Origin of the sequence: Mesorhizobium sp. M0898 (genome assembly GCF_040319695.1) — a bacterium.
Lineage (GTDB): Bacteria > Pseudomonadota > Alphaproteobacteria > Rhizobiales > Rhizobiaceae > Mesorhizobium.
Genome location: NZ_JAMYOE010000046.1, coordinates 1 through 25,131, shown reverse-complemented (window position 1 = coordinate 25,131; position 25,131 = coordinate 1). Strand labels below are relative to the sequence as shown.

The following is a 25,131-nucleotide window of genomic DNA, read 5'->3' as shown; positions in this document are numbered from 1 at the left end:
GAGGTTTCATGCACAGAGATAGTCCAGAACGCCGGCATCGTCGCGCCGGGCTCACCGACCACCAGCCACGCCAACGCTTCCACCATCCGAACTTCGAGATCCGCGACATGCAGGGCTGGAAGTCTATCGAGGCGGAAGGAAAGCTGCCCGAGGACGGCTGGCGCAAGGAACAGAAATGGGCACTCGACATGGGCCTGCCCGGATCGGATTCGATCATCGACAAGTCGATCCCGACATTCGCGCGAGGCGAGTTGCCGCACTTCGCCGGCATCAACACCTTCCTCAAGGCGCCCTATGTCGAGAACGTCCGCGATGTCGGCAGATATGACGCTGCCGTCATGGGCATTCCTTTCGACAGCGGCACCACTTACCGGCCCGGAACCCGCTTCGGGCCGCAAGGCATGCGCCGCATCTCGGCGCTCTACACGCCTTACAATTACGAGCTCGGTGTCGACCTGCGCGAGCAGATGACGCTTTGCGACGCCGGCGACGTCTTCACCATCCCCGCCAATCTCGAAAAGAGCTTCGACCAGATCACCAAGGGCGTCAGCCATGTCGCCTCGTCCGGCGCGCTGCCGATCATGCTCGGCGGCGACCATTCGATCGGGTTTCCGTGCGTGCGCGGCATCGCCGACGTGACCTCCAAGCGAATCGGCATCATCCATTTCGACCGCCACATCGACATCCAGGAAAAGGATCTCGACGAACGTATGCACACGACGCCCTGGTATTGGGCGACCAACCTGCCGAACGTCTCGGCCACCAATCTGGTGCAGCTCGGTATCGGCGGCTGGCAGGTGCCCCGCTACGGCGTGGCCGAGGCGAGAAAGCGCGGAACCAACGTGCTGACGATCTCCGATATCGAACAGATGGGGCTGGAGAAGGCGGCCGAGATCGCGCTCGAGATCGCATGGAAGGACACCGACGCCGTATACATCTCCTTCGATGTCGACAGCATCGATTGCGGTTTCGTGCCGGGTACGGGCTGGCCGGAGCCCGGTGGCTTCCTGCCGCGCGAGGCACTGAAGCTGCTCGGGCTAGTGTCGGCGCCCGGCATCTGCGGACTGGAAGTGGTCGAGGTGTCGCCGCCCTACGACACGTCAGACATCACGGCGCTGTTTGGCGTGCGGGTTGTCGTCGAGGCGCTCGGCTCGATGGTCGCGCACGGCAATCTCGGCAAACACAAATCCATCATCGACAAGCCGACGAGCTTTTGACCATGCACGATGATCATCACCACCACAGCCATGATCATGGCGACGGTCACCATCACGGGCCGAACGGTCATCATCACCATCCCCACCCCGTCGGCCACAACGGGCCGGCCGGCAAGCCGTTGCAATGGCAGACACCGCATCTACCGCACGACCATGCGCCCGAACCCGCCGACGCGCGGGCGACCGATCTCGATCTCGTCGAGATCGCGTTTCTCGAAGGGTTTTCGCGGGCGCCCGACCCGTCCAGTTTCCTGCGCCTCGCCGGGATTCCGTTCGTCGGCGAGACCGCCGACGGCGTGCGGCTGCATCTTCTGCGCGTCGAGACGCAGGACATGGTCGATGTCGGCGCCGTCATGCCGCTGATTGGCGGCGCCGGCGTCACCTATCACCCGCTGCCCGCGAAACTGACGTCGCGCCGGCGCCGCCTGGCCTTCGTCTACCATAACGGCAAGGCACAAACGCCCCTTGACTTCGGCGAGGCCCGACTTCTGGCCGACAGGTCCGGCGCCGCACAATTCACCATGCCAGGGGCCGGACAATGAGCACCGGCCTTGAACCGATCGCACCCCTATCAAACAGGTCCAGAACCATGAACAGAACGCTTTCCTTCTTCGGTAGACTCGCCCTGGCAGCCGCCACAACCCTCATCCCCTCATTGGCCTTCGCCCATAGCGGCGGTTTTCATGCCCACGGGTTTGTAGACGGCATTCAGCACCCGCTGACCGGTATGGACCACCTGCTTGCCATGATGGCTGTAGGCATCATTGCCGCTCGCGCCGGCGGCAAGGGGATCATCATCGTGCCGTCGTGCTTTGTCTCGGCGATGCTCGCTGGCGCCCTGCTCGGTATCGCCGGCATCGGCCTGCCCTCACTGGAAACCGGCATAACGCTATCGCTGGTGGTCTTCGGCGCCATGATGGCGCTTGCCAAGCCGCTTCCGCTCGCTGTGGCCGCCTCGCTGACTGCTCTCTTCGCCCTCTTCCACGGCAATGCCCATGGCCTCGAAATTCCCGAGACGGCCAGCGGCATCGCTTATGCGGTCGGCTTCGTGGTCGCTACTTCGGCTCTTCACGCGACCGGCGCGTTAGCCGCCCTAACACTTCGGCGCTGGCCGCGAGCCATCCGCACGGCAGGGGTCGGCACGTCGTTGGTCGGCGTGGCGCTGGCGGCACAGATCATCTGAACCGCAGCCCATTCATCTGCGATGAACAGGAGGCGAAGGCGTGATCAACCGGCTAACCGTTGGGCAGCGCATCCGAAACGTGCTGTACCAGATCCTGAAGACCCGGTCTGAGCGACTCTGATCTCATCCGGAGATTGAGGCTAGCAGCTTGCCGTACGCCGCGCGCGCGTACGGAGCCGTCCGCCGTGGGTTGCGATTAACTTCCTAGCTGCAGCCGGACGGTCTTGCCTGACGTAGCCGGCCTGTTCCCAGCTACGCCAAATGATCGCCGTCGTGAACTCCGCGCCGGCGAGCGTGACTTGGTCGTCACCGCTGCTGGCGGCCTCCCGGGCGAGGTCATGAAGAACTGGCGTGTCAAAGCGCCGAACACATTCGATCGCGAATTCGGCTTCTCACGCATGGGCTACGAGATCGCCTGGGGTGCGGCGATGGCCGATGTAGCATCCAGACAGTAATTCGAGGTCGATTGCGTAGGGGACTATGCGCGGCTTTCTATTCCGAACACCGTGCCGGCGTCGTTCAAGCACTTGATAAACGATCCTGACACTCCACCGGCGGTTGGCAACACATCTGCGGCCTCCAGAGGCCCACCATAAGTCAATAAAATCAAACGCTATGGACGGCGGTTCGCCTGCCTTGACTTGGCTAGCCAAGTGCAACAATGCCTCTAAATCATTGAAAGATAACGATAATGGTGGGCCCGGAGGATGTGCTAGGAACGTCGATTTGATTGGGTTTTTCGTGGGCCAAAATCAGAAGTATTCCCGTATCGTTCCGTATGGTTCCGCGATGCTCTCACCGTCGAATTGGCTGTGCCCTGCTTATATTAGTCCAACAGCAGCCCAACTTCGAAGGTCCGGCATAGGCTCCGCGTGTGTCGGCTGAGCGCACATCTTAGATCACGCGCGTCCTCCGGGCGCGGCTCGACCCTGCAACGGCGAATCTAGGACGATCCGCGCTGCTGTAACGTCGCACGCCCATAGGAATCGAGGACACGGGTGATGCTGCCAATCAGCAGGTCATGCGCGACGGGCTCGATCCGACCTGCCGCAACCTCGGCATCGAGTTGCCCCAGATACTGGCTGATCAAAGGGCGGGGAATGTCCCTGTCGCCCAGAAAATCCAGCAGCGTCTGTGTCGCGTGCTGTGCGTCGGGCGTCGGCCAGTAGTAACGGATGCGGTCGCTGAAGGAGAAGTGCCGCTGCACGCGCTGCTCGTCCGGCGTACCCGGATAGTATTTCTGCCAATTGTCCGGCGAGGCCAGCATGACGCGCTCCATCGCCGCCGGTAGGCTTTCACGGGACGGGTCTGGCGCAAGCACGTCGGCGATGTGGCTCAGCCCGTACAACGCCTCGCGCAGCGCGAAGGTGAGCCAGGGTCCAACCTTGAGGATGGCGAAGCCGTCGCGCACCAGAGCCCCAAGCGCCTCGTTTGGCTGGTAGTCGGTCGAATGCGCCTCGAAGACGAATTGCGGCATGCGCCCGAGCACGGCGACCAGCTGCGTCGCCTTCCGCGGCGCGTAGGCGATGATCTCGGCATTACCGAATTCGACGCCCGGCTGGACGACGACGCCGACCGCACGCGCAAAGGCAGCATCGAGGCCGGCGCGCGAAAATGCCTGTCGGTGGATCTCGACGGTGCGCAGGGCGTCATCGGGTTCGGTGACATGCATATGATCGAGCGCTTCGAGCGCGCCGCCCGGCACCGGAACTTCGGTGCCGATGATGTAGACCGGTCTCTCGCCGCCAATGCGTTCGACCGCCGCCTCGGCGACGGCCGCAAGCGCGGCGGCGCGTGCAGCGATGGTCTCGTGGGCAAGCGCGGCTGGATCGTCGGCGCAAGCCATGCTGGTGTCGAGATGCAGCTTGGTGAAGCCGGCGCCGGCATAGGCGTCGATCATCGCCTTCGCCTTCGTCATCGCCTCGGCGGAAGGAAGATGCTTCCACGGATTGGGACCGAGATGGTCGCCGCCAAGGATCAGGCGATCGAGCGGAAAGCCGGCCCTTTGCGCATGGCCCTCGACGAAGCTGCGGAAGCCGGCGGGCGTCATGCCGGTGTAGCCGCCTTCGTGATTGACCTGGTTGCAGGTCGCCTCGATCAGCACATCGGAACCGCGCGACGCGCCGTGGCGGAGCGCGGCCTCGATCACCAGCGGATGCGCCGAACAGATCGAGGCGATGCCGCCCTTCTCACCCGCGGCGCGCTTCACCGCGATGCTGGCAAATCTCTGCATCGCGCCCCTCACGGCTGGCCCTTCCCGGCGGTGGTTGCGAAAGCCTCAACCTCGGCCAGCGGAAAGATACCTTCCATCGGCCCCTTGCGAGTAACGGCTAGCGCGCCACACGCATTGGCGATCATGAGCGCCTGGGCGGGTGCCGCACCACGAAGCCAGAATGAGACGAAGGCAGCGCCGAAACAGTCACCGGCGCCGGTCGGATCGACCTCGTTGATGGCAAAGCCCGGCAAGGCCACCGTGCCGTGACGGTCGTGGAAGGCGGCGCCGTCGGCGCCCTTCTTGAGGACGACGCAGGAAACGCCGCGCTGCAGGAGATCGTCGACCGCGCCCTTTTCGTCGCCGGCCGACGAAAACAGGAACAGTTCGTTGCCGCTCGGCAGGAAGACATCGGTTTGCTTGAGCACTTGGTCGAGCGCTTCGCGCATGCCGGAGGCCTGCATGATCTCGCGGCGAATGTTGGGGTCGAAGGACACCGTCCCGCCCTTGGCCTTCACCGTTTGGATCGCCGACAACGCGACATCGGTGGCGCGGTCGGAGAACAGTGACGAGCCCATGATATGGACATGGTCGGCGCCGGCCAGCATGCTTGTAGCAGCGGCATCGATCCCGACCAGGCCGGCGGCGCTGTTGCGGATGTTGAAGACAAAGTGCCGGGTGCCATTCGCCCGGTAGGTGACGAAGGCGGTGCCCGTCGCGTGGTCCTTGTGAACCGCGATCGCCGACACGTCGGCTCCCAGGCTCCGCAGCCGCTCGATGTTCAACTGGCCGAAATCGTCCTCGCCGACCGCGCCGATTAGGCCGGCGGGTTGGCCGAGCGCTGCGGCCTGGCCGATGAAGATGGCGGGCGCGCCGGACGGATAAGGCCCCAGCAGCGGGCCCGGTTCGAGAAAGCTCTGGCCGATACGCTCGGCCATGATCTCGACGAGGATCTCGCCGGCTGAGACCAGCTTCTTCATCGCGGAATTCCTCCCGGCGTTTCGCTCCAGTCCGACTGCGGACTTCAGTCGCGCACAATTGTGCCTGGCGGCAACCGACATCCAGAGTCAATACGGCTTGCACTTTTTGCGCCAATTAATAAATTTACGCGTGGAATAATTTTATTATACGCGTTAAAACAGCTACAGTTTTCTGTAAAATTTTGCCTTGCGGTTGCACGCCGGCGCACCGTAAGTAGGTGCCGGACAGCACAAGGAACGAGGTTTCCGGAAGGCGGGGAATCGCTGGCGATGAAGCACAAGACGATGGAGGATTTCGCCCGCTCCTGTGGCGTCTCCAGGCCGACCTTGTCGAAATATTTCGACGATCCGACCAGCGTCAAGCCGGCGACGCGAAACCGCATCGAGGAAGCGCTACGCTCGTCCGACTACCAGCCCAATTTGTTCGCGCGCAACCTCAACCGCAAGCGTACCCGCAGCATCGGCATCATGGTGCCGACGGTGGCCGATCCCTTCTATTCGGAGATGGTCAGCCGCATAGAACTCAGGCTGCGCGACGAGGGCTACTGGCCGATCGTGATCTCCTCGCACGGCTCGCGCGAACTCGAAGTGGAGGCAACGCGAACGATCCTGTCGCTGAAAGTCTCCGGCGCGCTGATCGCACCGCTCGGCGTGCGCTCGGACCACCGCACGCTGGAAAAGCTGACGCAGGCGATCCCGGTCGTCTATTTCGACACCTATCTCGAAGGCGGGACGCCGTTCGTCGGCAACAACAACGCACAGAGCGTCTCGACCATCGTCGATTATCTTTGCCGGTCCGGCGGCGCCCCGGTCTATTTCGACATCCCGCATGTCAACCACAACTCGCCGGAACGGCTGGAGAGCTATGTCGCCTCGATGAAGCGGCTCGGGCATGAGCCGGTCGTCATCGGCAACACCGAGGACTACACTTGGGATTTCGAACGGATCGGCTACGAGCAGACGGAAACGATGCTCGACAATGGCGGCCTGGCGGGAAAGACCATCCTGTGCAACAACGACCGCTTGGCCTTTGGCGTGATGGCCGCCGCCTATGCGCGCGGACTCAAGATCGGCCGCAAGGGCGATTGCGACCTGCGGGTAGCCGCCCATGACGATCATCCACTCAGCCGCTACACCTGCCCCGGTCTCACCACCATGGCGCAGGACTTCGCCTCGATGGCCGGGCGCAGCGTCGAGATGCTGCTGGCGGTGCTTGAGGAGGACTACACGGCGGTCGCACCCAAAGTCAGTCTCGATGCGACGCTGGTGATGCGTCAGTCGGCCTGATCTTTCTCAAAAGCCGAATCGAAGCCGCGCCATGCGGCGACCGCAGCGCCAACAGCCTGTCGCGCTGCCGTGCCATGGCGGCCCATGGAAACAAAACCATGGATCTGGCCTGGCCAACGCCGCAGCACGACCGGCACACCGTCATCTTGCAGACGCCCGGCGTAGGCCTCGCCTTCATCAGCGAGGATGTCGTGACCGGCGATGGCGACGAAGGCTGGCGCCGCGCCGGCGAGGCTTTCCGCCCTGAGTGGCGAGGCGCGCCAGTCGTCGATGTCGGCGGCATAGCGGACATAGTGATCGCGAAACCAGGCCATGGTCGAGGCGGTCAGGCCAAAACCTTCGGCGAAGCGGCGATAGCTGTCCGCCGTCTGCGCGGCATCAGTGTTGGGATAGAACAGCAGCTGCGCGGTCAACGGAATAGGATCGCCCCGCGCGAGAAGACTAAGCACCGTGGCGAGATTGCCGCCGGCGCTGTCGCCGGCAACGGCAATGCGCCGAGCGTCGATGCCGAGATCGCCAGGTGCCTCTTGTATGAAGGAGAGCACGGCGCGGCAATCCTCGACCGCGGCCGGGAATTTGTGCTCTGGCGCCAGCCGGTAGGCGGGCGAAACGACGACGCAAGCCGCCATATTGGCGAACCAGCGGCAGATCTCGTCATGGGAATCGAGATTGCCGATCACCCAGCCGCCGCCATGCAGGTAAAGCAGCGCCGGGGCAGTTGCATCAGGCGCGTCCTGCCCGCGATAGATCCTGAGCGTCAGCGAACCGCCGGGTCCAAGGATGGCGCGCTCAGTGACCGAAGCCACCGGCTCGCGCTCACCCTGCTGGTCCGGAAGGCCTTCTTCGTAGGCACGGCGTGCCTGTTGCGGTGTACCGGTCTCGAATGGCAAGGCGTCGGCCTGCCGGCCGAGCTCGAGCACATGCCGGGCTTCCGGGTCGAGTGGGGACAGGGACGGCGCTGAAGGCGATGTCATCATGGATCTCCCTCCCGGTCAGGCAATCAGACCTGCCGCCTCGTCCTCGCCGAGCAGCGGCGGCTGGTCGACGGTCCCATTGACGGGAATTGAGCCGCGGCTTTCGCCCGAAGCCAGGATCGCCTCCATGATCTCCAGAACATGCAGCGCCAGATCGCCGGAGGCGCGGGGCTTGCGCCCATCGGCCAGCGCCCGCGCAAGATCGGCGACGCCCAGCATGCGGTAGTTGGCGCGGTCGGGTGCGACATAGGGCCAGTTGCGCGCACCGTAGAGTTCGGCCTCGCTGGCGAAATCGGCCCAGTCGTCGCCGCGCGCCGAGAGCGAAACTGTGCCGCCGAATGTGTCGGGATCGGGCAATCGCAGCGAGCCTTCGGTGCCGTGCAGTTCGATCGGATGGTTGGAGTGCTTGAACACGTCCCAGGACGCGCCGAAGGTGATGGTGGCGCCAGAGCGGAACTCCAGCAGGGACAGGATGGTGGTCGGCGTGCCGACCTTGAAGCTGGTGTTCTTGTAAGGACCTTCGGCTGATATCAGCCGTTCCTCCTGGCCGCGCGTCGCCATCGCCATGACGCGCTCGACCGGGCCGAGCAGGTTGACCAGCATCGTCAGGTAGTAAGGGCCCATGTCGAAGACCGGGCCGCCGCCTGGCTGATAGTAGAATTGCGGATTGGGATGCCAGTGCTCCATGCCGCGCCCCATCATGAAGGCGGTGCCGGTCACAGCGCGGCCGATCGCACCCTCATCCATCAGCCGGCGCGCCCGCCGTCCGGCAGCGCCGAGGAAGGTGTCGGGAGCCGAGCCGAGCTGCAACCCGCGCGCCCTCGCCTCTTCGACCAGCCGGCGGCCGTCGGCGGCCGATGTCGCCAAAGGCTTTTCGGTAAAGACGTGCTTTCCCGCCGAAAGCGCCGAAAGCGAAATGGCGAAATGCGCTGCCGGTATCGTCAAATTGAGAACAAGATCGATGTCGGGGTCGGCCAGCAGCGCGTCGACGCCGAGTGCGCGGATGCCATACTCCCTGGCGCGCAGCGCAGCCATATCGGCCGAAATGTCGGCGCAGGCGCTGAGCTCTACCCCGCCGAAGAGAGCCGCATTGCGCAAATAGGTCATCGAGATGTTGCCGCATCCGATGACGCCGACGCCGAGCTTTGTCTTTGATTTTCTGTGCATTTCAGATCGTACCTCTAACGCGGTCATGGCCTGGCTACGGCAAGGTTCATAGTCGAAAGCCGCTATATAACATTTTAAATCTTGACGCGCGTAAAATTTTTATAGAGCATGTGAGAACGCTGGCGCAGCATTGGAGGCCGCCAGCCTTGAGGAGGAGAACATGACTGACATGAAAAACGGCCAACGGCCGATGCGAATCCCGTGGGTCATGCGCGCACTGGATCTTTCCGTCGCGGTAGGAACCGAGACGGGTTCAGGCATAGATCACCTTGGCCCTGATCCTATCAAGCTGGCTGCGTATTGGACCGGGCAGGCCATCGTCGGTGATCACCACATCGACGGCCGACAGCGAAAATGCCTTGGAGGTCCCGCTGACGCCCCATTTGCTCGAATCGGCGAGGAGGACAACGCGCCGGGCCATGCGAACGAGGTTTCGCTTCGTTCGCGCCATGTCTTCGTTCACGTCGACCACATCCAGTGACGAGTCTATCGCATGCGCTCCAACAAAGACCTGATGCGCTACCAAGCCGCCGAGAGCCGTATCGGCATCGGTGATCAGTGTGCTCACCGTGTCGGGATAGACCCGGCCGCCGATCATATGAACGTCGAGCCCGGGACGATGCATAAGGTGCTGCACGATATTCATGGCCGTGGCCGCGACCACGACATTGCTGAGCGGCGGTAACTGCATGGCAAGCTGCATCAATGTCGAGCCGCCGTCGAAGATGACCGATTGGTTGTCCTCGAAGAGGTCTACCGCCGCCCGGGCGATGCGCTTCTTTGCGTCGAGGTTCGCTTGCATCCGCCGGGCGAACGCGGCCGTAGTCGAATCGGTGGTACGGGTCACCGCCCCTCCACGGGTCTTGGTCAGTAGTCCCTTTCGGTCCAGTATCTCGAGGTCGGAGCGCACCGTGACTTCCGACACGCCAAACCCGTCTGACAGGTCCTTCGTGCGAACCTGTCCGCTGCGTTGCACCTCACCCAGGATCGATTGGCGTCTCTGCTCCGACAACATTGCCCTGCCCTTGCCTCCCTGCGCCAAGCAACCGCTCTGGCCTCGGCTCACCTTAGCAAAAATACGCAAATTCGAAAGCTTTCGAAAGATTGTTTTTCTTATTTCTTTCGGAAACACTGGGTCCAGGATTTTGAAATCAAACGATTGGGGAATTTTGAACTCATGAGCCTAGGAACCAAGGTGCGTCTTGCGCGCCTCTTCTCGCATCCATCGGGAAACCTTTTTGGCGGCGCGGTCGACCACTTCGTCGGCTATGGCGACGTGCGCAAAGGCGGCCTTGCCGACCTGCCGGGTGCGCTTGCCCGCGTCATGGCGGGCAAACCCGACTACGTCAGCATCCAGCCTGGCACCGCGCGCCATCTGTGGCCGCAATATGCGGGCAAGGCTTCCCTGGTGATTCAGGCGGGCTGCTTCACTCCGGACGATCGCATCAGCGAGTTGATCGCAACGCCCGAGGATGCGGTGCGCGCCGGGGCCGATGCGTTGGCCGTGGCCATTCCGGTGCGCGGCGCGACCGAGGGCAAATACATACGCTGGCTCACCGATTCGGTAAATGCGGCGGCGCGCTACGGCATGCCTGTGGTGGCGCACATCTACCCACGCGATTTCACCGACGGAGCAAAAATCGTCTTCACCCCCGACGAGATCGCCTATGCGGCGCGCATCGGCTACGAGTCCGGCGTCGACGTCATCAAGATCGGCTACACGGGCGATTTCGAGTCGTTCCGAGAGACCGTCCGGACCTGCCCGGTGCCGGTTGTGATCGCGGGTGGTCCGAAAACCGATACGCTGCTCGGCGCGCTTAAGCAGACGGCGGACGCCATCCGTGCCGGCGCACGCGGTGCCGTGGTAGGCCGCAATCTCTGGGGGCATGGCGATCCGGAGAAGGCTGCGCTTGCCTTTCGGGGCGTCATCCATGACGGCCTTTCGGCGCAAGACGCCCTGGCAAAGGCGGGTGCCTGAACGATGCCCACCGTCCCTTCAATCCTCGGCTTCGGCGCTATTGCGATCGACGACATCGTCTATGTCGATCAGCCGTTGTCGGCGGGCAAGGGGAAGGTTCTGCATAGTGCCCGGTCTTTCGGGGGAAATGTCGCGACGGCGCTAGCCGCCGTCGCGCGGCTCGGCGGAAGCGCCGGGTTCGTCGGATGGCTGGGCAGCGCCGCTGACGACGCCGTGCTGTGCGATCTCGTTGCGAGCGGAGTTGAAACCGAATTCGCGCCGCGCCACCCGGACGCGCGCCCGGTGCGCTCGCGCATTACCGTCGGCTCGGACGGGGAACGGTTCATCGCGTATGACGACGACGCGATGCTGGGCACCGCGTCGGACTTCCCGGACGAGGTCCTCAGCCGCGCGACTGTCCTGATCGTCGATAGCTACGCGATCCGGTCGCTGGATGTCGTGGCTCGCGCTCGCGATCTCGGCCTTGCGATCCTCGGCGATATCGAATGGAGCTGCGGCCCAGCCACGGAGCGGCTGATCGCGCTCTGCGACCATCTCATTCTTCCCCTCGGCTTTGCGGGGACTGCCACAGGGCGCCGATCGCCCGCCGAGATGCTCGATGCATTGTGGTCGCCGTCGCGGTCCGCCGTGGTTCTGACCGATGGCGGCAGGGGCGTGTACTATCGCGGGCGTGAAGAGACAGGTCTCTGGCATCTGCCCCCGCACCGGGTTGTGGTTGTCGACTCGACCGGCGCGGGTGACTGCTTTCATGGCGCCTACGCCCAGGCGATGATGCTCGGAGCCGACACCGCAGGGCGGGTGGCATTCGCGGCCGCGGCGGCGGCCCTTTCGATAACGGGGCGTGGCGGGCGCGAGGCGCTTCCGACCGACGACCAGGTCACGGAACTCCTGGCATCGACGAACGCGCCGTCAGCAGTCGAACTGAAAAATGCATATGTCGATACTGGAACATAGCCTGAAACTATCCGAGGAAACATTTCGCAGGTGAACACAAGCCGAGCAAAATTATAAGAATCATTGGCTTATACTTGTGGAGGGAGGAAGATGGCAGAAGTCATTCTTGAGAATATCTGCAAAACTTACGGGAACAATTTTCGCGCAATCGACCAATTGAACCTATCGGTCGAGGACGGCGAGTTCCTGATTCTCGTCGGGCCGTCCGGCTGCGGCAAATCCACCGCGTTGCGAATGATCGCGGGATTGGAGGACATCACAAGCGGCAGCCTTCGGATCGGCGGAGTCGACGTCGTCGACATGCCGCCCAAGGACCGCGACATCGCAATGGTCTTCCAGAGCTACGCGCTCTACCCGCATATGACGGTGTTCGAAAACATCGCCTTTTCGATGCGGCTGGCAGGCAAGCCGAAGGCCGAGCGCAAGAAGCGCGTGGACGAGATCGCCAAAACCCTTCAGCTGACGTCTTTGCTGGACAGCAAACCCGCGAACCTGTCAGGCGGACAGCGCCAACGGGTTGCCATGGGCCGCGCCATGGTACGCGAGCCGGCCGCCTTTCTCATGGACGAACCCCTTTCCAACCTCGATGCGAAACTGCGTGTTCAAATGCGCGCCGAAATCACCAGCCTGCAAAAGCAGCTCGGCGTAACGACCATATACGTGACACACGACCAAATCGAAGCGATGACGATGGGCGACAGGGTCGCGGTGTTGAAGGGCGGCGTGCTGCAACAGGTCGACACACCCAAGAGACTGTATGAGTCGCCGGTGAATGCCTTCGCCGGCTTCATCGGTTCTCCGTCGATGAACCTTTTCGAAGCGACCCTAAAGGGCGGCGAGCTCGGTTTTCGCCACTTCGCCATCCGACTGCAGGATGCAGCTTTCGTCGGCAGGCCCGCTCTGAGGTCCTATGAGGGGCGCAAGATCGTGTTCGGCATACGGCCCGAGGATCTTTATGACAGCAGCCTCGAATCCGGCCGCAATTATCAGACGATACCCGCAAAGGTGACTTCGATCGAAGAGCTCGGCTCTGAACATATCGTCCACCTGAACATCGACGCCGTCCGGGTGGACTCCGGCGATCCGGACGCAGCGGAGGATTTTGGCCTGGCATCGAACGCGGTGGCGAGATTCGAACCGGCCAGCGCCATCCACTCCGACTCGGAAATCCGGTTGGCCGTGGATGATGCCAAGTTCCATTTCTTCGATCCCGAGACGCATCTAGCGATCTGAAGATCTGCAGCAGACCGCAGGCGAGAGGGAGGCGCCTGCGAAAGATACTCGCAAGAAGGCTTCTGAATAAACCAGACGATCGTCCGCATTGTGCGGTCGATCTTGTAGAAGGAGGAGAAAATGATGTTTCGGATGCAACCCGCGATGCTGAAAATAGCCGCGGCCGCATGGTTGCTTGGCGCAACCAGCGCCATGGCGGACACGACGCTGGAATTCACCCAATGGTGGGAGCCTGAATTGCCGGCTGGCTCGCTCAGGGCAATCATGGATGACTTCGAGGCCGCAAACCCCGGAATCAAGGTGACATTGGTCAGCGGCCCCTACGCGACCACGCGAGACCAGATCTCGGTGGGTGCCGCAACCGGAACGCTCAGCGACGTCGTCGGTCTCGACGGCGCCTGGGTGAACAATCTGAATGCGCAGAACGCACTCGCCGACATGAATCCGATGATGGATGCGAGTGGTTTCGACAAGAGCCAGGTCGCGGACATCATCAAGGTGGACGGCAAGGCGGTGATGTTTCCCGTGGCTTCCTTCGTCTATCCGGTCTTCGTGAATTTGGACCTCGCCGCCCAGGCAGGCGTGACCAAGCTGCCGTCGACCCGTGTGGAGTTTCTCGAAGCCGCCAAGAAGATGACGCACGCCGACAAGAACCAGTATGGCTGGGTGTTGCCCCTGTCGCTGCAAACGCCATCCGGCGTCCAGAACGACATGATGTCTTGGGTTTGGGCTTCGGGTCAGTCGATGATGGCGAACGGCAAGCCCGCTCTCGAGGGCAAGCCCGTGGTGGATATGCTCACCTTCGTCAAATCACTCAATGACGCCGGCACCATCTCGCCCGGCATCGCCACCAAGACCGAGCAGGAAAAGGTCGAGGAATTCGTCAACGACCGCGTCGGGATGATGATCGACTCGCTCGCGCATGTGAACCTCATCCGCAAACGCAACCCCAAGCTGAACTTCGACCTCATCCCGGTGCCGGTCGTAGAAAACTATACCGGCAGGCGCGGCCTTCCCTATGCCTCCTGGGGCATCGGCATCTCTGCTGCCTCGAAACATCAGGAGGAAGCCTGGAAACTCGTCCAATATCTGATGAGTGAAAAGGTGAACGCCAAGCTCGTCTCGCTTGCAAACGCCTTCCCGGGCAACGTCAACGCCAAACCCGATTTCGTGACCTCGGACAAAGCTTTCGGCAAGGCTTTCGAAATCTTCAAGACCGGGTATCTCGCCAATGAGTTCACGGGCCTGCCGGTGGCTGAAGACCTGATGACCCAGTTCGACGTTCAAGCCCAGAAGATGCTCGCCGGCGAGCAGTCTCCGGAACAAGCTGCAGCCACCGCTCAGAAGGGCTGGATGGCGAAATTCTGATCGGCCTGTTCCCGTTTGCTATGTTCGACCGGGTGACCTGACTTCGGGCAGGCCACCCGGCAACAACGGATCGGCAATTTGAGATGGACCTGTTTCCGAAGCTTACCTTCTCGCTGAAGGCGTATCCCAAGGTTGGCACATGACCCGGCAAAAGCGCTCCCACCACAAGCTGAAACGAGCGGTCGCACCCTACCTCTATCTGTCGCCCTCGCTGCTCATAATCGGGCTTCTGATGCTGCTGCCGATGGTGACGGTGATTGCCTACTCGTTCCAGAACAGCGCGGTGCTGCGTCGTGACCCGTCCTTTGCCGGACTGAAACACTACCAGGCGATCTTCGACGACCCCGTGTTCTGGGCTTCGCTGTGGCACACGCTCTACTTCACATGCATGAGTGTGGTTTTCCACATGACCATCGGCATGATCTTCGCGCTCATGCTGAACAGCGACCGCGTCAATGCGACGCTGCGCAATATCCTGCGCGTGCTCTACATTCTGCCCTGGCTGTTCACCGCGGTGATTATCGCCGTGATCTGGCGCCTCCTGCTCGAGCCGAACGGTGTCGTGAACAGCGTTCTCATGCAGATGGGCATCATCGGTTCCAAGGTCGAGTGGTTTTCCTCGCCCGAGACCGCGCTGCACGCCGTCACCTTCGCCAATATCTGGGCGGGCTACCCGCTTTTCATGGTCAGCCTGCTCGCAGGCTTGCAGGGCATTCCCAACGATTTCTACGAGGCCGCCGATATCGACGGGGCGAAGGCCTACCAGAAGCTGATCTTCATCACGATCCCGCAGCTGATGCCGATCATCATCAGCATCTCGCTGCTCGACTTCATCTGGACCATGCAGGTCTTTCCATTGATCTGGATAACGACGGGCGGCGGTCCGATCTATTCGACCGAGGTCCTCAGCACCTACACGTACAAGCTGGCGTTTTCGAGCTACAACCTGTCGCAGGCTTCGGCGAGCGCCGTGGTCATCCTGCTGATCTCCCTCGGCCTGACGCTGTTCTACATCCGCTATCAAAAGGCTCGGTAGTCACCATGAGGAAAAGGCACTCGCCGAAAGACAGGCTGATCACCGTCGCGCTCCACGTTGCGCTTGCTGCAGGGCTCTTTTTCGCGGCCTTCCCGATCTACTGGATGCTGAGCAGCTCGTTCAAGTCGAATACCGAAATCTTTGCCCTGCCACCAACCGTCCTGCCGAAGGCCTTCACGCTGGAAGCATATGCGGCCATCCTTGGCGACCCGGTAAAGCTGCGCTTCTTCTTCAACAGCTACTTCGTGGCCGGAGCGGTGACAGTGCTGACGGTGCTGATCGCCTTGCTGGCGGCCTATGGATTCAGCCGTTTCAATTTCCGCGGCAAGGGCAGCCTCAACACGCTCATCATCAGCACGCAGACGATCCCGCCGATCACGCTTTTGATCCCCTTCTTCGGGCTTGTCGTCTCGTATGGCATCTTCGACACCTACATCGCACTGATCCTGACTTATCTGGTGTTTACGCTGCCCTACGCGATCCTGCTGATGACGGGATATCTGAACACCTTGCCCCGCGATCTCGATGAAGCGGTGGCTGTCGACGGCGGCAGCAGCTGGACGGCGCTCTGGCGGGTGATCGTCCCGATTTCACTGCCTGGTATCGTGGCGACGTCGGTCTACACCTTCCTGTTGTGCTGGAACGAATTTCTGTTTGCGCTGACGCTGACGAAGTCAACGTCCATGCGCACCGTCCCGATCGGCATCCAGCTGTTGATGGGGCAGCACGCCTTCGAATGGAACCAGATGATGGCGATGAGCGTGCTCGGCTCGCTACCGCTCTTGCTCATCTACCTCGTTGCCCAGAGGTTCTTCCTCGCCGGTATGACCGCCGGCTCGGTCAAGTAGGATGTCCCTCCCACAGAGAACTGATGGAGTAGGCCGCGCATCGAAATCGATGGATTGGACCTTCTCTGCTGGCAGGCGATATCGCCGCGGCCTCAAGCGTCGTCATAGCGCCGCTGATCGTGCTGGAGCCGTTCTTCCAGCGCCACATCATCGAAGGGCCTATGCAGGTGGAATCAAGGAATGAAAGGATGAACGTGAAAGACCTCAAAGTCGGCTGCCAGACCTTCACCTGGGAAATGCTCGGAGACCGTTTTGCCGGCGGCCCCGACGACCTGCTCAAAGCGATCGCCGATGGCGGCTATGCCGGCATCGAGATCACCGATACGATGATCGGCCGCTATGCCGGCAAGCCGGCGGAGTTCGCTGCGGCGCTGAAGACATCCGGCCTGACGCTGGTCTCCTTCGCGTTCGGTTCGGACAGCGGCTTCACACTCAAGGAGAAGATCGGCGCCGACCTCGAGACCGCCAAGCGCTGGATCGATTTCGCCGCCGCCTTTCCGGGCGCGATGGTGTCCATGGGCTCGGCCACCGTCGTGTCGGACGGTCCGCGCGACGACAAGTTCGCCATTGCGGCCGAGGTCTACAACAAGGCTGGTGAACTCGGCCGCAGGGCCGGCGTCCAGGTCGCGGTGCACCCGAGCTCGCATCACAGCACGCTGCTCTACGACCGCCTCGATTGCGACCGCATCTTCGGGCTGCTCGATGCCTCGCTGGTCGGCTGGGTGCCGGACACCGGTCACATCCTGCGCGGCCACAAGGATATGGCCGACACGCTCACCACCTATCGCGATCGCATCTGCTACGTGCACCTGAAGGATGTCGACGCGAGCGGCACCTGGGCGATGCTCGGCAAGGGCGTCTGCGACACCGCGAAGGTGATCGAGATCGCCAGTGCGGCACCCAACTTCAATGGCTGGCTGGTGCTGGAGGAAGAGTCCGAGACCGCCGCCGCCGATCCGGCCGGCGCGGTCAAGACCAACCGCCAGACCATGCGCGGCTACGGAGCCTGAGACGATGATCCGCAAGAAAGACCGTCGTCTTCGTGTCGGTGTGCTCGGCTGCGGGCCGATCGCTCAATTCGCGCATCTGGAATCCTGCGTGAAGGCGAGCAATGCCGATCTCTACGCGATCTGCGACGCAGCACCCGATCTGCTCGCACGTATGGGCGCGACCTACGAGCCGCAGAAGATGTATGGCGACTATGACGCGATGCTCGCCGACCCTGCGCTGGAGGCGGTGATCGTCGCCACCTCGGACGCCTATCACGTGCCGATGTCGATCAAGGCGCTCGAGGCGGGCAAGCACGTTCTCTGCGAAAAGCCGATCGGCGTCTCGGTCGAGGAAGGCCAGAAGCTTGCCGACGCGGTCAAGCGCTCCGGCAAGGTGCTGCAGGTCGGCCACATGAAGCGCTTCGACCCGGCTCTCGAAGTGGCGCGCGATTTCGTGCGCGACGAGATGGGCGAGATCCTGGCGCTGAAGGCCTGGTATTGCGATTCCACCCATCGCTACACCAACACCGACGCGATCCAACCTCTGCCCATTACCAGCAAGCTGGCGAGGAAGCCGGCCGGCAATCCGAAGGCCGATCTCAGGCAATACTTCATGCTGGCGCATGGCTCGCATCTCGTCGACACGGCGCGCTTCCTGTGCGGCGAGATCACCGCTGTACGAGCCCGCCTCAACGAGAAATTCGGCGCCTATTGCTGGTTCGTCGAGACCGAGTTCGCCAATGGCGCGCTCGGCCATCTCGACCTCACGGTTGCCGTGCGCATGGACTGGCATGAAGGTTTCCAGCTCTATGGCGAAAACGGCTCGGTGATCGCGAAGACCTTCAATCCCTGGTATTTCCGCGCAAGCGAGGTCGACATCTTCCATGAGAAGGATGCGACGTCGCGCAAGCCGCTTGGCGCAGACGGCCATTTCTTCCGCCGCCAGCTCGAAGGCCTCGCTGAGACGGTGCTCGACGGCAAGCCGATGCGCGGCGCCAATGTCGACGACGGGCTCGCCTCAATCCGCGCCATGGTGGCGATCGCGCGCTCGGTCGAGAGCGGCGAACGCGTCGAGATTGCTGGCGTGACGGGAGCGGTCTGATGCAGATCGGGGTGTTCGCCAAGACCTTCCCGGGCAGCGAGCCGGCCGGCGTGCTGGCGTCGGTCCGTGACGCGGGTTTTGCGGTCACCCAATTCAATCTCGCATGCGCCGGCCTGCCATCGATGCCGGATGATGTTCCCGCAGCGGCGATCTGGGCAATCAATGCCGCAGTCGACAGCTCCGGCGTCGGTCTCGTGGCGCTGTCCGGCACCTACAACATGGCGCATCCGGACAAGCAGGTACGCGACGATGGCTTGCGTCGGCTGGCGATGGTGATCGAAGCCGCCGCAAGGCTTTCCACGCCGCTCGTCACGCTCTGCACCGGAACGCGCAATCGTGACGACCAATGGGCGCACCATCCTGACAATGCCGATCCCTCGGCATGGACCGACATGGCGGTCGAGATGGAAAAGGCGCTCGAACTCGCCGAGCGTCACGGTGTCAATCTTGGGATCGAGCCCGAACAGACCAATATCGTCACCTCCGCTCCTGACGCGATGCGGCTCATCGCCGAGATGGGTTCGAAGCGGCTGCGCATCGTGCTCGATCCGGCAAACCTGTTCGAACAGGCGGATGCCGCGCAGGCGCGCGCCATGGTTGCGGCTGCAGTCGAGCGCACGGCAAGCCATGTCGCCATGGCCCATGCCAAGGACCGTTTCGCCGACGGCCGGTTTGCCACCGCCGGGCAAGGCGTCGTCGACTTCGCCGACTTCATCGCCCGGCTGAAGGCGACAGGTTTCGACGGGCCGTTGGTGACGCATGGGCTTTCGGCCGGGGAAGCGCCCGGCGTCGCCCGTTTCCTCAAGGGGCTGCTGTGATGGCGCGCCCGACGATCCTGCTCCGCGATGGCGCCGCGCTTCGGGTTTCCGATACGGGCGACGGGCTGGCGGTCGTCGTTCAGCACGGGCTGGGTGGCGGCGAGGCGCAGGTTGCGCAGACCTTCCCCACAGGCTTTCGTCGCATCACGCTCGAATGCCGCGGCCATGGCGGCTCCGGCCTTGGCGAGCGACGGCCATTTTCGTTCGAGATGTTCGCCGACGATGTGCTCGCGGCCGCCGACCAGGCCGGCCTCGACCGCTTCGTTGCCGGCGGCGTCTCGATGGGTGCCGCGATCGCGCTCCGCCTCGCCTGCCGCCATCCCGACCGCGTCGCCGCGATGGTGCTGGTGCGGCCGGCGTGGACGTTCACGGCAGCACCGGTGAACATGCAGCCTATAACCGAGGTCGCCGAACTCATCCTCGACCGTGGCGCCGAGAGCGCGCGGAGTATCTTCGCGCAATCCGAGACGGCGACGCGGCTTTACCGCGAGGCGCCCGACAACCTGTCCTCGCTGTTCGGCTATTTCGACCGGCCGGACGCCCACGCCTTTGCGCAGGTGCTCGCCAACATCGCCGCCGACGGGCCCGGGATTTCCGAGCGCGACGCCGCCGCCCTGCGCATCCCGACGCTGGCCATTGGCAACGCCAGCGACGCGGTCCACCCGCTGTCGGCCGCCTATACGCTCGCCGCAGTCATCCCCAATGCGATCTTCGCCGAGATCACCCCCAAGGCGCTCGACAGCGCCAGGCATTTCACCGAATTACACGCCGAGATCTCGGCCTTCCTTCACGCCCACTCGAACGTCCGGAGCCTCATTCCGTCATGACCAGCAAATCTCTCTCAGGCCCCGCCGCGATAGCCGCTCTGCCGCGCAACCGGCTGCTCGGCGAATTCTCGCTGTGGTCGGCCGATCTCGCCAATATGGAGCGCGACCTGAAGCGCATCGAGGCCCATGCCGATCTGCATCACGTCGACGTCGCCGACGCCCGCTTCACCCCCGGCTTGCTGTTCTTCCCGGATCTGGTGGCGCGCATCGCCAAGCTGACGGCGAAGCCGATCCATGTGCATCTGATGGTCGAGGCCGAAATCATCGAGGCGCAGACGCGGCAGTTCATCGAGGCCGGCGCCGACCTCATCACCATCCATGCCGAGAATGGCGAGGCGGGCTTGCGCGCCGTCAAGCTGGCGCATGAGCTCGGCGCCGAGGCCGGCGTCGTGCTCAGGCTGGAGACGCCGGTCGCGGCAATCGTGCCTTTCTTGCCCGAGGTCGCGTTCGTCACGCTTCTCGGCACTTTGATCGGCGTCAAGGGCCAGAGCCTGTCCGAGCAGGCCTGCCCGCGTCTCATCGAGGCGCGCGCGCTGATCAGGAAAGCCGGCCGCGAGGCCGATATCGTGCTCGCCGCCGATGGCGGCATCCGCCATGAGACGGTGCCGCTGCTGCGCGCCGCCGGCGCCGACACCGTGGTGCTGGGCTCGCTCGCCTTCGGTGACCCTGACCTTGCGCAACGCATCGCCTGGCTGCACGGGCTGAAAGCAGCCGCCTGATGAGCACGCTTGCGCTTGCCTTCGATCTTGGCGGCACGGAGCTGCGCGGCGCGCTGGTCGAGCGCGGTGGCGACGTCGTCGCCCGCGTCTCGGCGCCGACGCTTGCCGTCGCAGGATCGGAGGCGGTGATCGGCCAAATCATCACGCTGGCGGCCATGTTGCTCAAGGAGCACCCACAAGCGAAAGTCACCGGTATCGGCATGTGTGCGCCCGGCCCGCTCGACCCCAAGGCGGGCATCGTCATCGGGCCGCCGACACTGGCCGGCTGGCACAATGTGCCGCTGATCGACATCCTCAGCCGGCAGTTCGGCCTGCCGGTGCGGCTGGAGAACGACGCCAATGCGGCGGCCCTCGGCGAATGGCGCTTCGGCGCCGGCCGCGGCACCGGATCGCTGGTATTCGTGACCGTGTCGACCGGCATTGGCGGCGGCGTCATCGCCGACGGCCACATCTATCACGGCAGGCGCGGGTTGGCGGCCGAGATCGGCCACATGACCATCACCGGCGAAGGCGACCGCTGCTTCTGCGGCGCCGTCGGCTGCTTCGAGGCGGTCGCCTCCGGTACGGCGCTCGGACGCCGGGCGACACGGCTGACCGCGCCGGGCGACGGCTCGCTGCTCCGGCGGCTGTCCAACAATGGCGACGTCTCGGCGCGACACGTCGTCGAGGCCGCGCGGGCGGGTGATGTGGCGGCTCGCCCACTGGTCGAGGCCGAGGCGCGGTGGCTGGGCATCGGCTTCACCAACCTCCTGCATCTCTACTCGCCCGACCTGATCGTCATGGGCGGCGGCCTTTCCAACGGCTTCGACCTCCTGGCACCGACCATCAGGGCGACCGTCGAGCACCGCGCCATGGAAGCCTATCGCGACGTGCCGATCGTTCCGGCCGAACTTGGCGACCGGGCGGGCCTGGTCGGCGCGGCGAGCCTGATCCTATGGGATGGCGAGCCCGGCACGGCGCTGGCGATGGTGCAGAACGAGGAGACGACAACCGGCGCCAGGGAGGCAAGCCAAGGCTGAGCTCAAGCTGCGCGGCGCGCGCAAATCCTATGGAGCCGCCGAGATCATCAAGGGTATCGAGCTCGACGTCGAGGACCGCGAATTCATCGTCTTCGTCGACCCGTTCGGTTGAGGGAAGTCCACGCTGCCGCGCATGATCGCCGGGCTGGAAAGGATCAGCGCAGGCGACCTCATGATCGACGGTGCGCGCCAACGACATCGACCCGTCCGCGCGTGGGCTGGCCATGGTGTTCCAGTCCTATGCGGCCTATCCGCATTTGAGTGTGGCCGAGAATAGGGGGCTTCGCACTGAAGATCACTGGGGTGCCGCCGCAGGAGCGGGAGCGCAAGGTGAAGGAGGCGGCCGACGTATCCGGAGTGGTGGCCCCTGGCGGCAGCCTGCGCTCTGCGGAGGATCGACAACGCGCGGATCGGTAGCCGTTTGCGAGAATGTCCATCTCAAGAGTCTCAAGGCGTAATCTGTAGTGCAAAGGTGTCAAATGCCCACTCCCAACAATCCTCCGGCCGCGGTCAGACGCGCCCTGCGCAGGCTGGGAGCGAATATCCACGATGCCCGGCGGCGGCTCCCAATGGCGCTGGTGGCGAGCGCGCCTTTACCTCGCGCTCGACCCTGCAACGGGTCGAGGCGGGCGACACGAATGTCAGCGCCGGCATATATACCGCCGCAATCACAGCTTCCTTTGGCTCGGAAGACGGCGCGCGAGCGACGGATGAATCGGCCGAGTTGACAAAACCATCGTGCAGCGTCACCTCATTGCTCTCTAACAATGCTTCCGGGGGGCGGCTTTGCTTTTCTGTCGATCTCTCTGCCGTGCTGTGCTCTTGACCGTGGCCTTTTTTGCAGCACTGCCGACGATGCCGGCACTGGCATGGGCCCCGGATACTGTCATGACCTTCCAGGTGATCCGGAACTCGGACCCCGCATGTGAACCAACCTGCCCTGCGTGGATCTACGCTGCAGGTTCAATTGAAACCTCGTCCCCATCGGCTTTGCGCAAGCTGCTGAAGCGCCTCGGCGCAGTTCACCTTCCCATCGTCTTGGCATCGAATGGTGGTGACCGTCAGTCCGCCCAGGAACTCGGCAGGATCGCCAGAAAGAACAAGCTGACAATCGCTATTGGGACTTCACCCGTAGTTTGCAAAGACAAAGCCTCGGTCTGTCGCACGATGCCAGAGATTGACGGCCAAGGTCGATTCGAAGAAGCCAACTGCCTGTCTGCCTGCCCCTTGTTCCTTGCTGGTGGCGTCAAAAGGCTCAACAGCGACCGCAACTTTATCGCGGTCCACAAGGGACAAGCCGTCCTGTACTCAAATGGCGACAGGACCTTCACTCAAATAAAATCCGCCAAGAGGGTTGCCAAGGTTCTAGCCAATGCTCACCTGGAGAAGAAGCAATATCTCCGGGAAATGGGCGTAGCCGTCGCGCTGGAGGATGAGGCTTTCAAGCATGGCGGCGACGACTTTTATGAAGTCCCGATCGATCGGCAGCGCAGTTGGGGCTTGATCACCGGCTCAGTCGAAGAGTTGGATTTCACCGATCCCCAATTCTGCAAAAGACAGCCGCTCCCCGAGAATTGCGTCCCAAAACAAAATGGCCTGCCACGACGTAAGTCATGAAAATGGGTGGCTTATTTCCGCGCAGCCACTCGACCGGAAGAGATCAGCCGCGTATCTCAGTCAAGCAAGCCGCCGTTACGAGGCCAACCGGCTCTTAAGCCGTTTCTCGCGGAGACGGGTGCCAGCCCGCCAGGTGCGGGCGGTTTGTCGTCCGCCGTCTGCTGGGCGATCCGTATCAGATCGCTGAGCGCCGAACGGATTTGCGGCCAAGGGAATTCGGAGGATCCCTCCCAGGCTTCGCCCTCGCGCAATACGGCATCGAGCTTGCCCGCCACACCGGCGAGCGTCTTGGCGGGGGTGGTTGAGAACGCTTCAAGCAGATCCTCCGCCCGGTCGCCAGCCTCGCGCTCGTCCCTGAGCGCTGCGGTGTAGCCGCCCTCCTCGGCAGCCGCGTCCCAGCGGGCCTGATGTGCCGCCAAATCAGCTTCGGCCTTCTCGCGGAGAGCCGCCATGTCGGGCCCTTTGCCGAGTACATCATTGACCGCCCCGATCGAGTGGATGGTCACGTCCTCTCCCTCCGGCAGGCGGACGGTCACACATGGAAAGCCGACGCTCTCAACAAGCCTCGTCTCCAGGCGCTGCTGCCGGCGGCAATGCCGCTCGGCCGACCCGCGGGTCATCTCCCATTCCCGCCAAAGCGCCAGCGCTGGGTCGGGGGGTATGCTGGTTGCTGCTACATCCCCGGGAAGCGCATTCTTCTCAAGCATCAATGCGGTGGACGTGATCATTCCTCCCGTAAGCACTTGTCGGCGAGTGACCAAAGGCAGAGTCATGCTATTGTCGGAATCAGCCATGATCCGAGCTCCTGAACAGCTTGGTTGTGGTCAGGCTGCTGAGGGTGGTTGCACACCAACAGCAGCCGCTTTCAAGCGAAATCGTATCAGCGGTACGATAATGAAAATGTCACGATGGATCAACAAGAATCGTATCACGGTTACGAAATGAATGCAGTTCAATGCAAGATGGCACGCGTCGCATTGGGCTGGGGAACTCGAGAACTAGCTATAAACGCTAACGTATCTCCTGATACCATCGCCCGGTTAGAAAGAGGCGAGCAGTTAAAGAATTCAACCCTCGCCGAAATTCGTGCAGTCTTCGAAGCGGCCGGGATCGAATTCATCCCGGAGAACGGAGGCGGTGCTGGTGTTCGCCTGGCGCGTGGATCAGACGGCACAAAGGGCAAACTGTGACCCTTTGGATTAACCGGCTACCTTTCGCCTGAGGCGTGCAGCGATAACGGAAGTCGCACATAGGTGTCCGGCCTGTGGAGCGGACGCGCGTGGGGTGATCTCGGGCAGACCTAGCGCGCCACGCTTCGATTCTGAGTCAACATACCTCGTCGGGAGGCCGAAGACGGCTCCGCTCTGGAGGGCGCCGTGAGTGCCTGACAGATGCAGGAACAGAATTCATCGTATAGAACGGCAGCGGACCTGAAGTGAGTTTCGGATGGACCGGCCCTCACATCCCGATCCCCAGGCCGCGCTTTCGGCCGAAGCTCCAGTCGATGCCGCCGCTGTCTTGCACGAGGCCGGTGATGTGCTGGCCGATGCGGCCTTCGAGCATCGGCTGCCAGGGCACGAGCCTAAACCCGAGCCCATCGTCC

26 protein-coding genes and 2 pseudogenes are annotated in these 25,131 nt (G+C 62.9%); 21 read left to right on the top strand and 7 right to left on the bottom strand.

All coding sequences use genetic code 11. From position 1 onward, the window contains the following. Positions 1-8: 8 nt before the first annotated feature. From NKH90_RS29370 to NKH90_RS29355, 4 genes are all read left to right on the top strand, one after another. On the top strand, positions 9-1,217 hold the full coding sequence (locus NKH90_RS29370; protein WP_352542649.1) for an agmatinase family protein: 1,209 nt from the start codon (positions 9-11) through the stop codon (positions 1,215-1,217). Positions 1,218-1,219: 2 nt separating this feature from the next. Continuing rightward, positions 1,220-1,759 carry a hypothetical protein gene (locus NKH90_RS29365; RefSeq protein WP_352474461.1) on the top strand — a complete coding sequence of 180 codons (540 nt, stop codon included), beginning with the start codon at positions 1,220-1,222 and terminating at the stop codon, positions 1,757-1,759. 47 nt (positions 1,760-1,806) lie between these two features. Further along, positions 1,807-2,400, top strand: a complete 594-nt coding sequence (locus tag NKH90_RS29360; protein WP_352685796.1) for a HupE/UreJ family protein — start codon at positions 1,807-1,809, stop codon at positions 2,398-2,400. Positions 2,401-2,624: 224 nt separating this feature from the next. Continuing rightward, on the top strand, positions 2,625-2,855 hold the full coding sequence (locus NKH90_RS29355; protein ID WP_352474481.1) for a thiamine pyrophosphate-dependent enzyme: 231 nt from the start codon (positions 2,625-2,627) through the stop codon (positions 2,853-2,855). Positions 2,856-3,343: 488 nt separating this feature from the next. On the opposite strand, the gene NKH90_RS29350 is transcribed toward NKH90_RS29355, so the two are convergent. Further along, complete coding sequence (locus tag NKH90_RS29350; protein WP_352822561.1) at positions 3,344-4,633, bottom strand: D-tagatose-bisphosphate aldolase, class II, non-catalytic subunit; 1,290 nt, start codon at positions 4,631-4,633, stop codon at positions 3,344-3,346. Between the two features lie 8 nt (positions 4,634-4,641). Beyond that, positions 4,642-5,592 carry a sugar kinase gene (locus tag NKH90_RS29345; RefSeq protein ID WP_352822558.1) on the bottom strand — a complete coding sequence of 317 codons (951 nt, stop codon included), beginning with the start codon at positions 5,590-5,592 and terminating at the stop codon, positions 4,642-4,644. Between the two features lie 264 nt (positions 5,593-5,856). Here NKH90_RS29345 and NKH90_RS29340 point away from each other — a divergent pair, with 264 nt between their 5' ends. Continuing rightward, positions 5,857-6,879, top strand: a complete 1,023-nt coding sequence (locus tag NKH90_RS29340) for a LacI family DNA-binding transcriptional regulator (RefSeq protein ID WP_352822578.1) — start codon at positions 5,857-5,859, stop codon at positions 6,877-6,879. Here NKH90_RS29340 and NKH90_RS29335 read toward each other — a convergent pair. The 3 genes from NKH90_RS29335 to NKH90_RS29325 all read right to left on the bottom strand — a co-directional run bounded on the left by NKH90_RS29335 (position 6,867) and on the right by NKH90_RS29325 (position 10,035). Beyond that, entirely contained in the window at positions 6,867-7,853 is a 987-nt protein-coding gene (locus NKH90_RS29335) for an alpha/beta hydrolase (protein WP_352616379.1), read from the bottom strand. The two genes, NKH90_RS29340 and NKH90_RS29335, sit on opposite strands and share 13 nt — an antisense overlap. 18 nt (positions 7,854-7,871) lie before the next feature. Then, positions 7,872-9,020, bottom strand: a complete 1,149-nt coding sequence (locus NKH90_RS29330) for a Gfo/Idh/MocA family protein (protein WP_352822555.1) — start codon at positions 9,018-9,020, stop codon at positions 7,872-7,874. Between the two features lie 253 nt (positions 9,021-9,273). Further along, complete coding sequence (locus tag NKH90_RS29325) at positions 9,274-10,035, bottom strand: DeoR/GlpR family DNA-binding transcription regulator (protein ID WP_352501408.1); 762 nt, start codon at positions 10,033-10,035, stop codon at positions 9,274-9,276. Between the two features lie 162 nt (positions 10,036-10,197). Between NKH90_RS29325 and NKH90_RS29320 the strand changes: the two genes are divergently transcribed. The 15 genes and pseudogenes from NKH90_RS29320 to NKH90_RS29255 all read left to right on the top strand — a co-directional run bounded on the left by NKH90_RS29320 (position 10,198) and on the right by NKH90_RS29255 (position 23,528). Continuing rightward, positions 10,198-10,998, top strand: a complete 801-nt coding sequence (locus tag NKH90_RS29320; RefSeq protein WP_352685801.1) for a beta/alpha barrel domain-containing protein — start codon at positions 10,198-10,200, stop codon at positions 10,996-10,998. A gap of 3 nt (positions 10,999-11,001) precedes the next feature. Then, on the top strand, positions 11,002-11,952 hold the full coding sequence (locus NKH90_RS29315) for a PfkB family carbohydrate kinase (RefSeq protein ID WP_352822552.1): 951 nt from the start codon (positions 11,002-11,004) through the stop codon (positions 11,950-11,952). 90 nt (positions 11,953-12,042) lie between these two features. Continuing rightward, positions 12,043-13,185, top strand: a complete 1,143-nt coding sequence (locus tag NKH90_RS29310; protein ID WP_352822549.1) for an ABC transporter ATP-binding protein — start codon at positions 12,043-12,045, stop codon at positions 13,183-13,185. Positions 13,186-13,305: 120 nt separating this feature from the next. Then, on the top strand, positions 13,306-14,553 hold the full coding sequence (locus tag NKH90_RS29305) for an ABC transporter substrate-binding protein (protein WP_352822546.1): 1,248 nt from the start codon (positions 13,306-13,308) through the stop codon (positions 14,551-14,553). 139 nt (positions 14,554-14,692) lie between these two features. Continuing rightward, positions 14,693-15,589 carry a carbohydrate ABC transporter permease gene (locus NKH90_RS29300; RefSeq protein ID WP_352822543.1) on the top strand — a complete coding sequence of 299 codons (897 nt, stop codon included), beginning with the start codon at positions 14,693-14,695 and terminating at the stop codon, positions 15,587-15,589. A gap of 5 nt (positions 15,590-15,594) precedes the next feature. Next, positions 15,595-16,437 carry a carbohydrate ABC transporter permease gene (locus NKH90_RS29295; protein ID WP_352822540.1) on the top strand — a complete coding sequence of 281 codons (843 nt, stop codon included), beginning with the start codon at positions 15,595-15,597 and terminating at the stop codon, positions 16,435-16,437. 188 nt (positions 16,438-16,625) lie between these two features. After that, the gene (locus NKH90_RS29290) at positions 16,626-17,447 is read left to right on the top strand and encodes a sugar phosphate isomerase/epimerase family protein (RefSeq protein WP_352819262.1); all 822 of its coding nucleotides are present in this window, start codon (positions 16,626-16,628) and stop codon (positions 17,445-17,447) included. A gap of 4 nt (positions 17,448-17,451) precedes the next feature. Next, on the top strand, positions 17,452-18,528 hold the full coding sequence (locus NKH90_RS29285) for a Gfo/Idh/MocA family protein (protein WP_352822536.1): 1,077 nt from the start codon (positions 17,452-17,454) through the stop codon (positions 18,526-18,528). Then, positions 18,528-19,346 carry a sugar phosphate isomerase/epimerase family protein gene (locus tag NKH90_RS29280; RefSeq protein ID WP_352685814.1) on the top strand — a complete coding sequence of 273 codons (819 nt, stop codon included), beginning with the start codon at positions 18,528-18,530 and terminating at the stop codon, positions 19,344-19,346. The genes NKH90_RS29285 and NKH90_RS29280 overlap by 1 nt, the downstream gene beginning before the upstream one ends. Then, a complete protein-coding gene (locus NKH90_RS29275) occupies positions 19,346-20,173 on the top strand; it encodes an alpha/beta fold hydrolase (RefSeq protein ID WP_352685815.1) in 828 nt (275 codons plus the stop codon). The genes NKH90_RS29280 and NKH90_RS29275 overlap by 1 nt, the downstream gene beginning before the upstream one ends. Then, positions 20,170-20,892 (top strand): ribulose-phosphate 3-epimerase, encoded by a 723-nt coding sequence (locus NKH90_RS29270; protein ID WP_352822532.1) that lies wholly within the window; start codon positions 20,170-20,172, stop codon positions 20,890-20,892. Before NKH90_RS29275 ends, NKH90_RS29270 begins: the two co-directional genes overlap by 4 nt. Continuing rightward, positions 20,892-21,911, top strand: coding sequence for an ROK family protein (locus NKH90_RS29265; RefSeq protein WP_352685817.1), 1,020 nt, complete (start codon positions 20,892-20,894; stop codon positions 21,909-21,911). Before NKH90_RS29270 ends, NKH90_RS29265 begins: the two co-directional genes overlap by 1 nt. A gap of 7 nt (positions 21,912-21,918) precedes the next feature. Next, positions 21,919-22,262, top strand: a pseudogene (locus NKH90_RS29260) (ATP-binding cassette domain-containing protein); the annotation flags it as partial. Positions 22,263-22,390: 128 nt separating this feature from the next. After that, positions 22,391-22,587: pseudogene (locus NKH90_RS34905) on the top strand (hypothetical protein); the annotation flags it as partial. A 212-nt stretch (positions 22,588-22,799) separates the two neighbouring features. Beyond that, positions 22,800-23,528 (top strand): hypothetical protein, encoded by a 729-nt coding sequence (locus NKH90_RS29255; protein WP_352685819.1) that lies wholly within the window; start codon positions 22,800-22,802, stop codon positions 23,526-23,528. Between the two features lie 56 nt (positions 23,529-23,584). Here NKH90_RS29255 and NKH90_RS29250 read toward each other — a convergent pair whose 3' ends face one another. After that, complete coding sequence (locus tag NKH90_RS29250; RefSeq protein WP_352685820.1) at positions 23,585-24,322, bottom strand: hypothetical protein; 738 nt, start codon at positions 24,320-24,322, stop codon at positions 23,585-23,587. Positions 24,323-24,469: 147 nt separating this feature from the next. On the opposite strand from NKH90_RS29250, the gene NKH90_RS29245 reads away from it, so the two are divergent. Continuing rightward, complete coding sequence (locus NKH90_RS29245) at positions 24,470-24,718, top strand: helix-turn-helix domain-containing protein (RefSeq protein WP_352685833.1); 249 nt, start codon at positions 24,470-24,472, stop codon at positions 24,716-24,718. Positions 24,719-24,986: 268 nt separating this feature from the next. Here NKH90_RS29245 and NKH90_RS29240 read toward each other — a convergent pair. Next, positions 24,987-25,131 (bottom strand): DUF3363 domain-containing protein (locus tag NKH90_RS29240; RefSeq protein WP_352822576.1); only part of this gene is annotated, 145 nt, incomplete at its 5' end.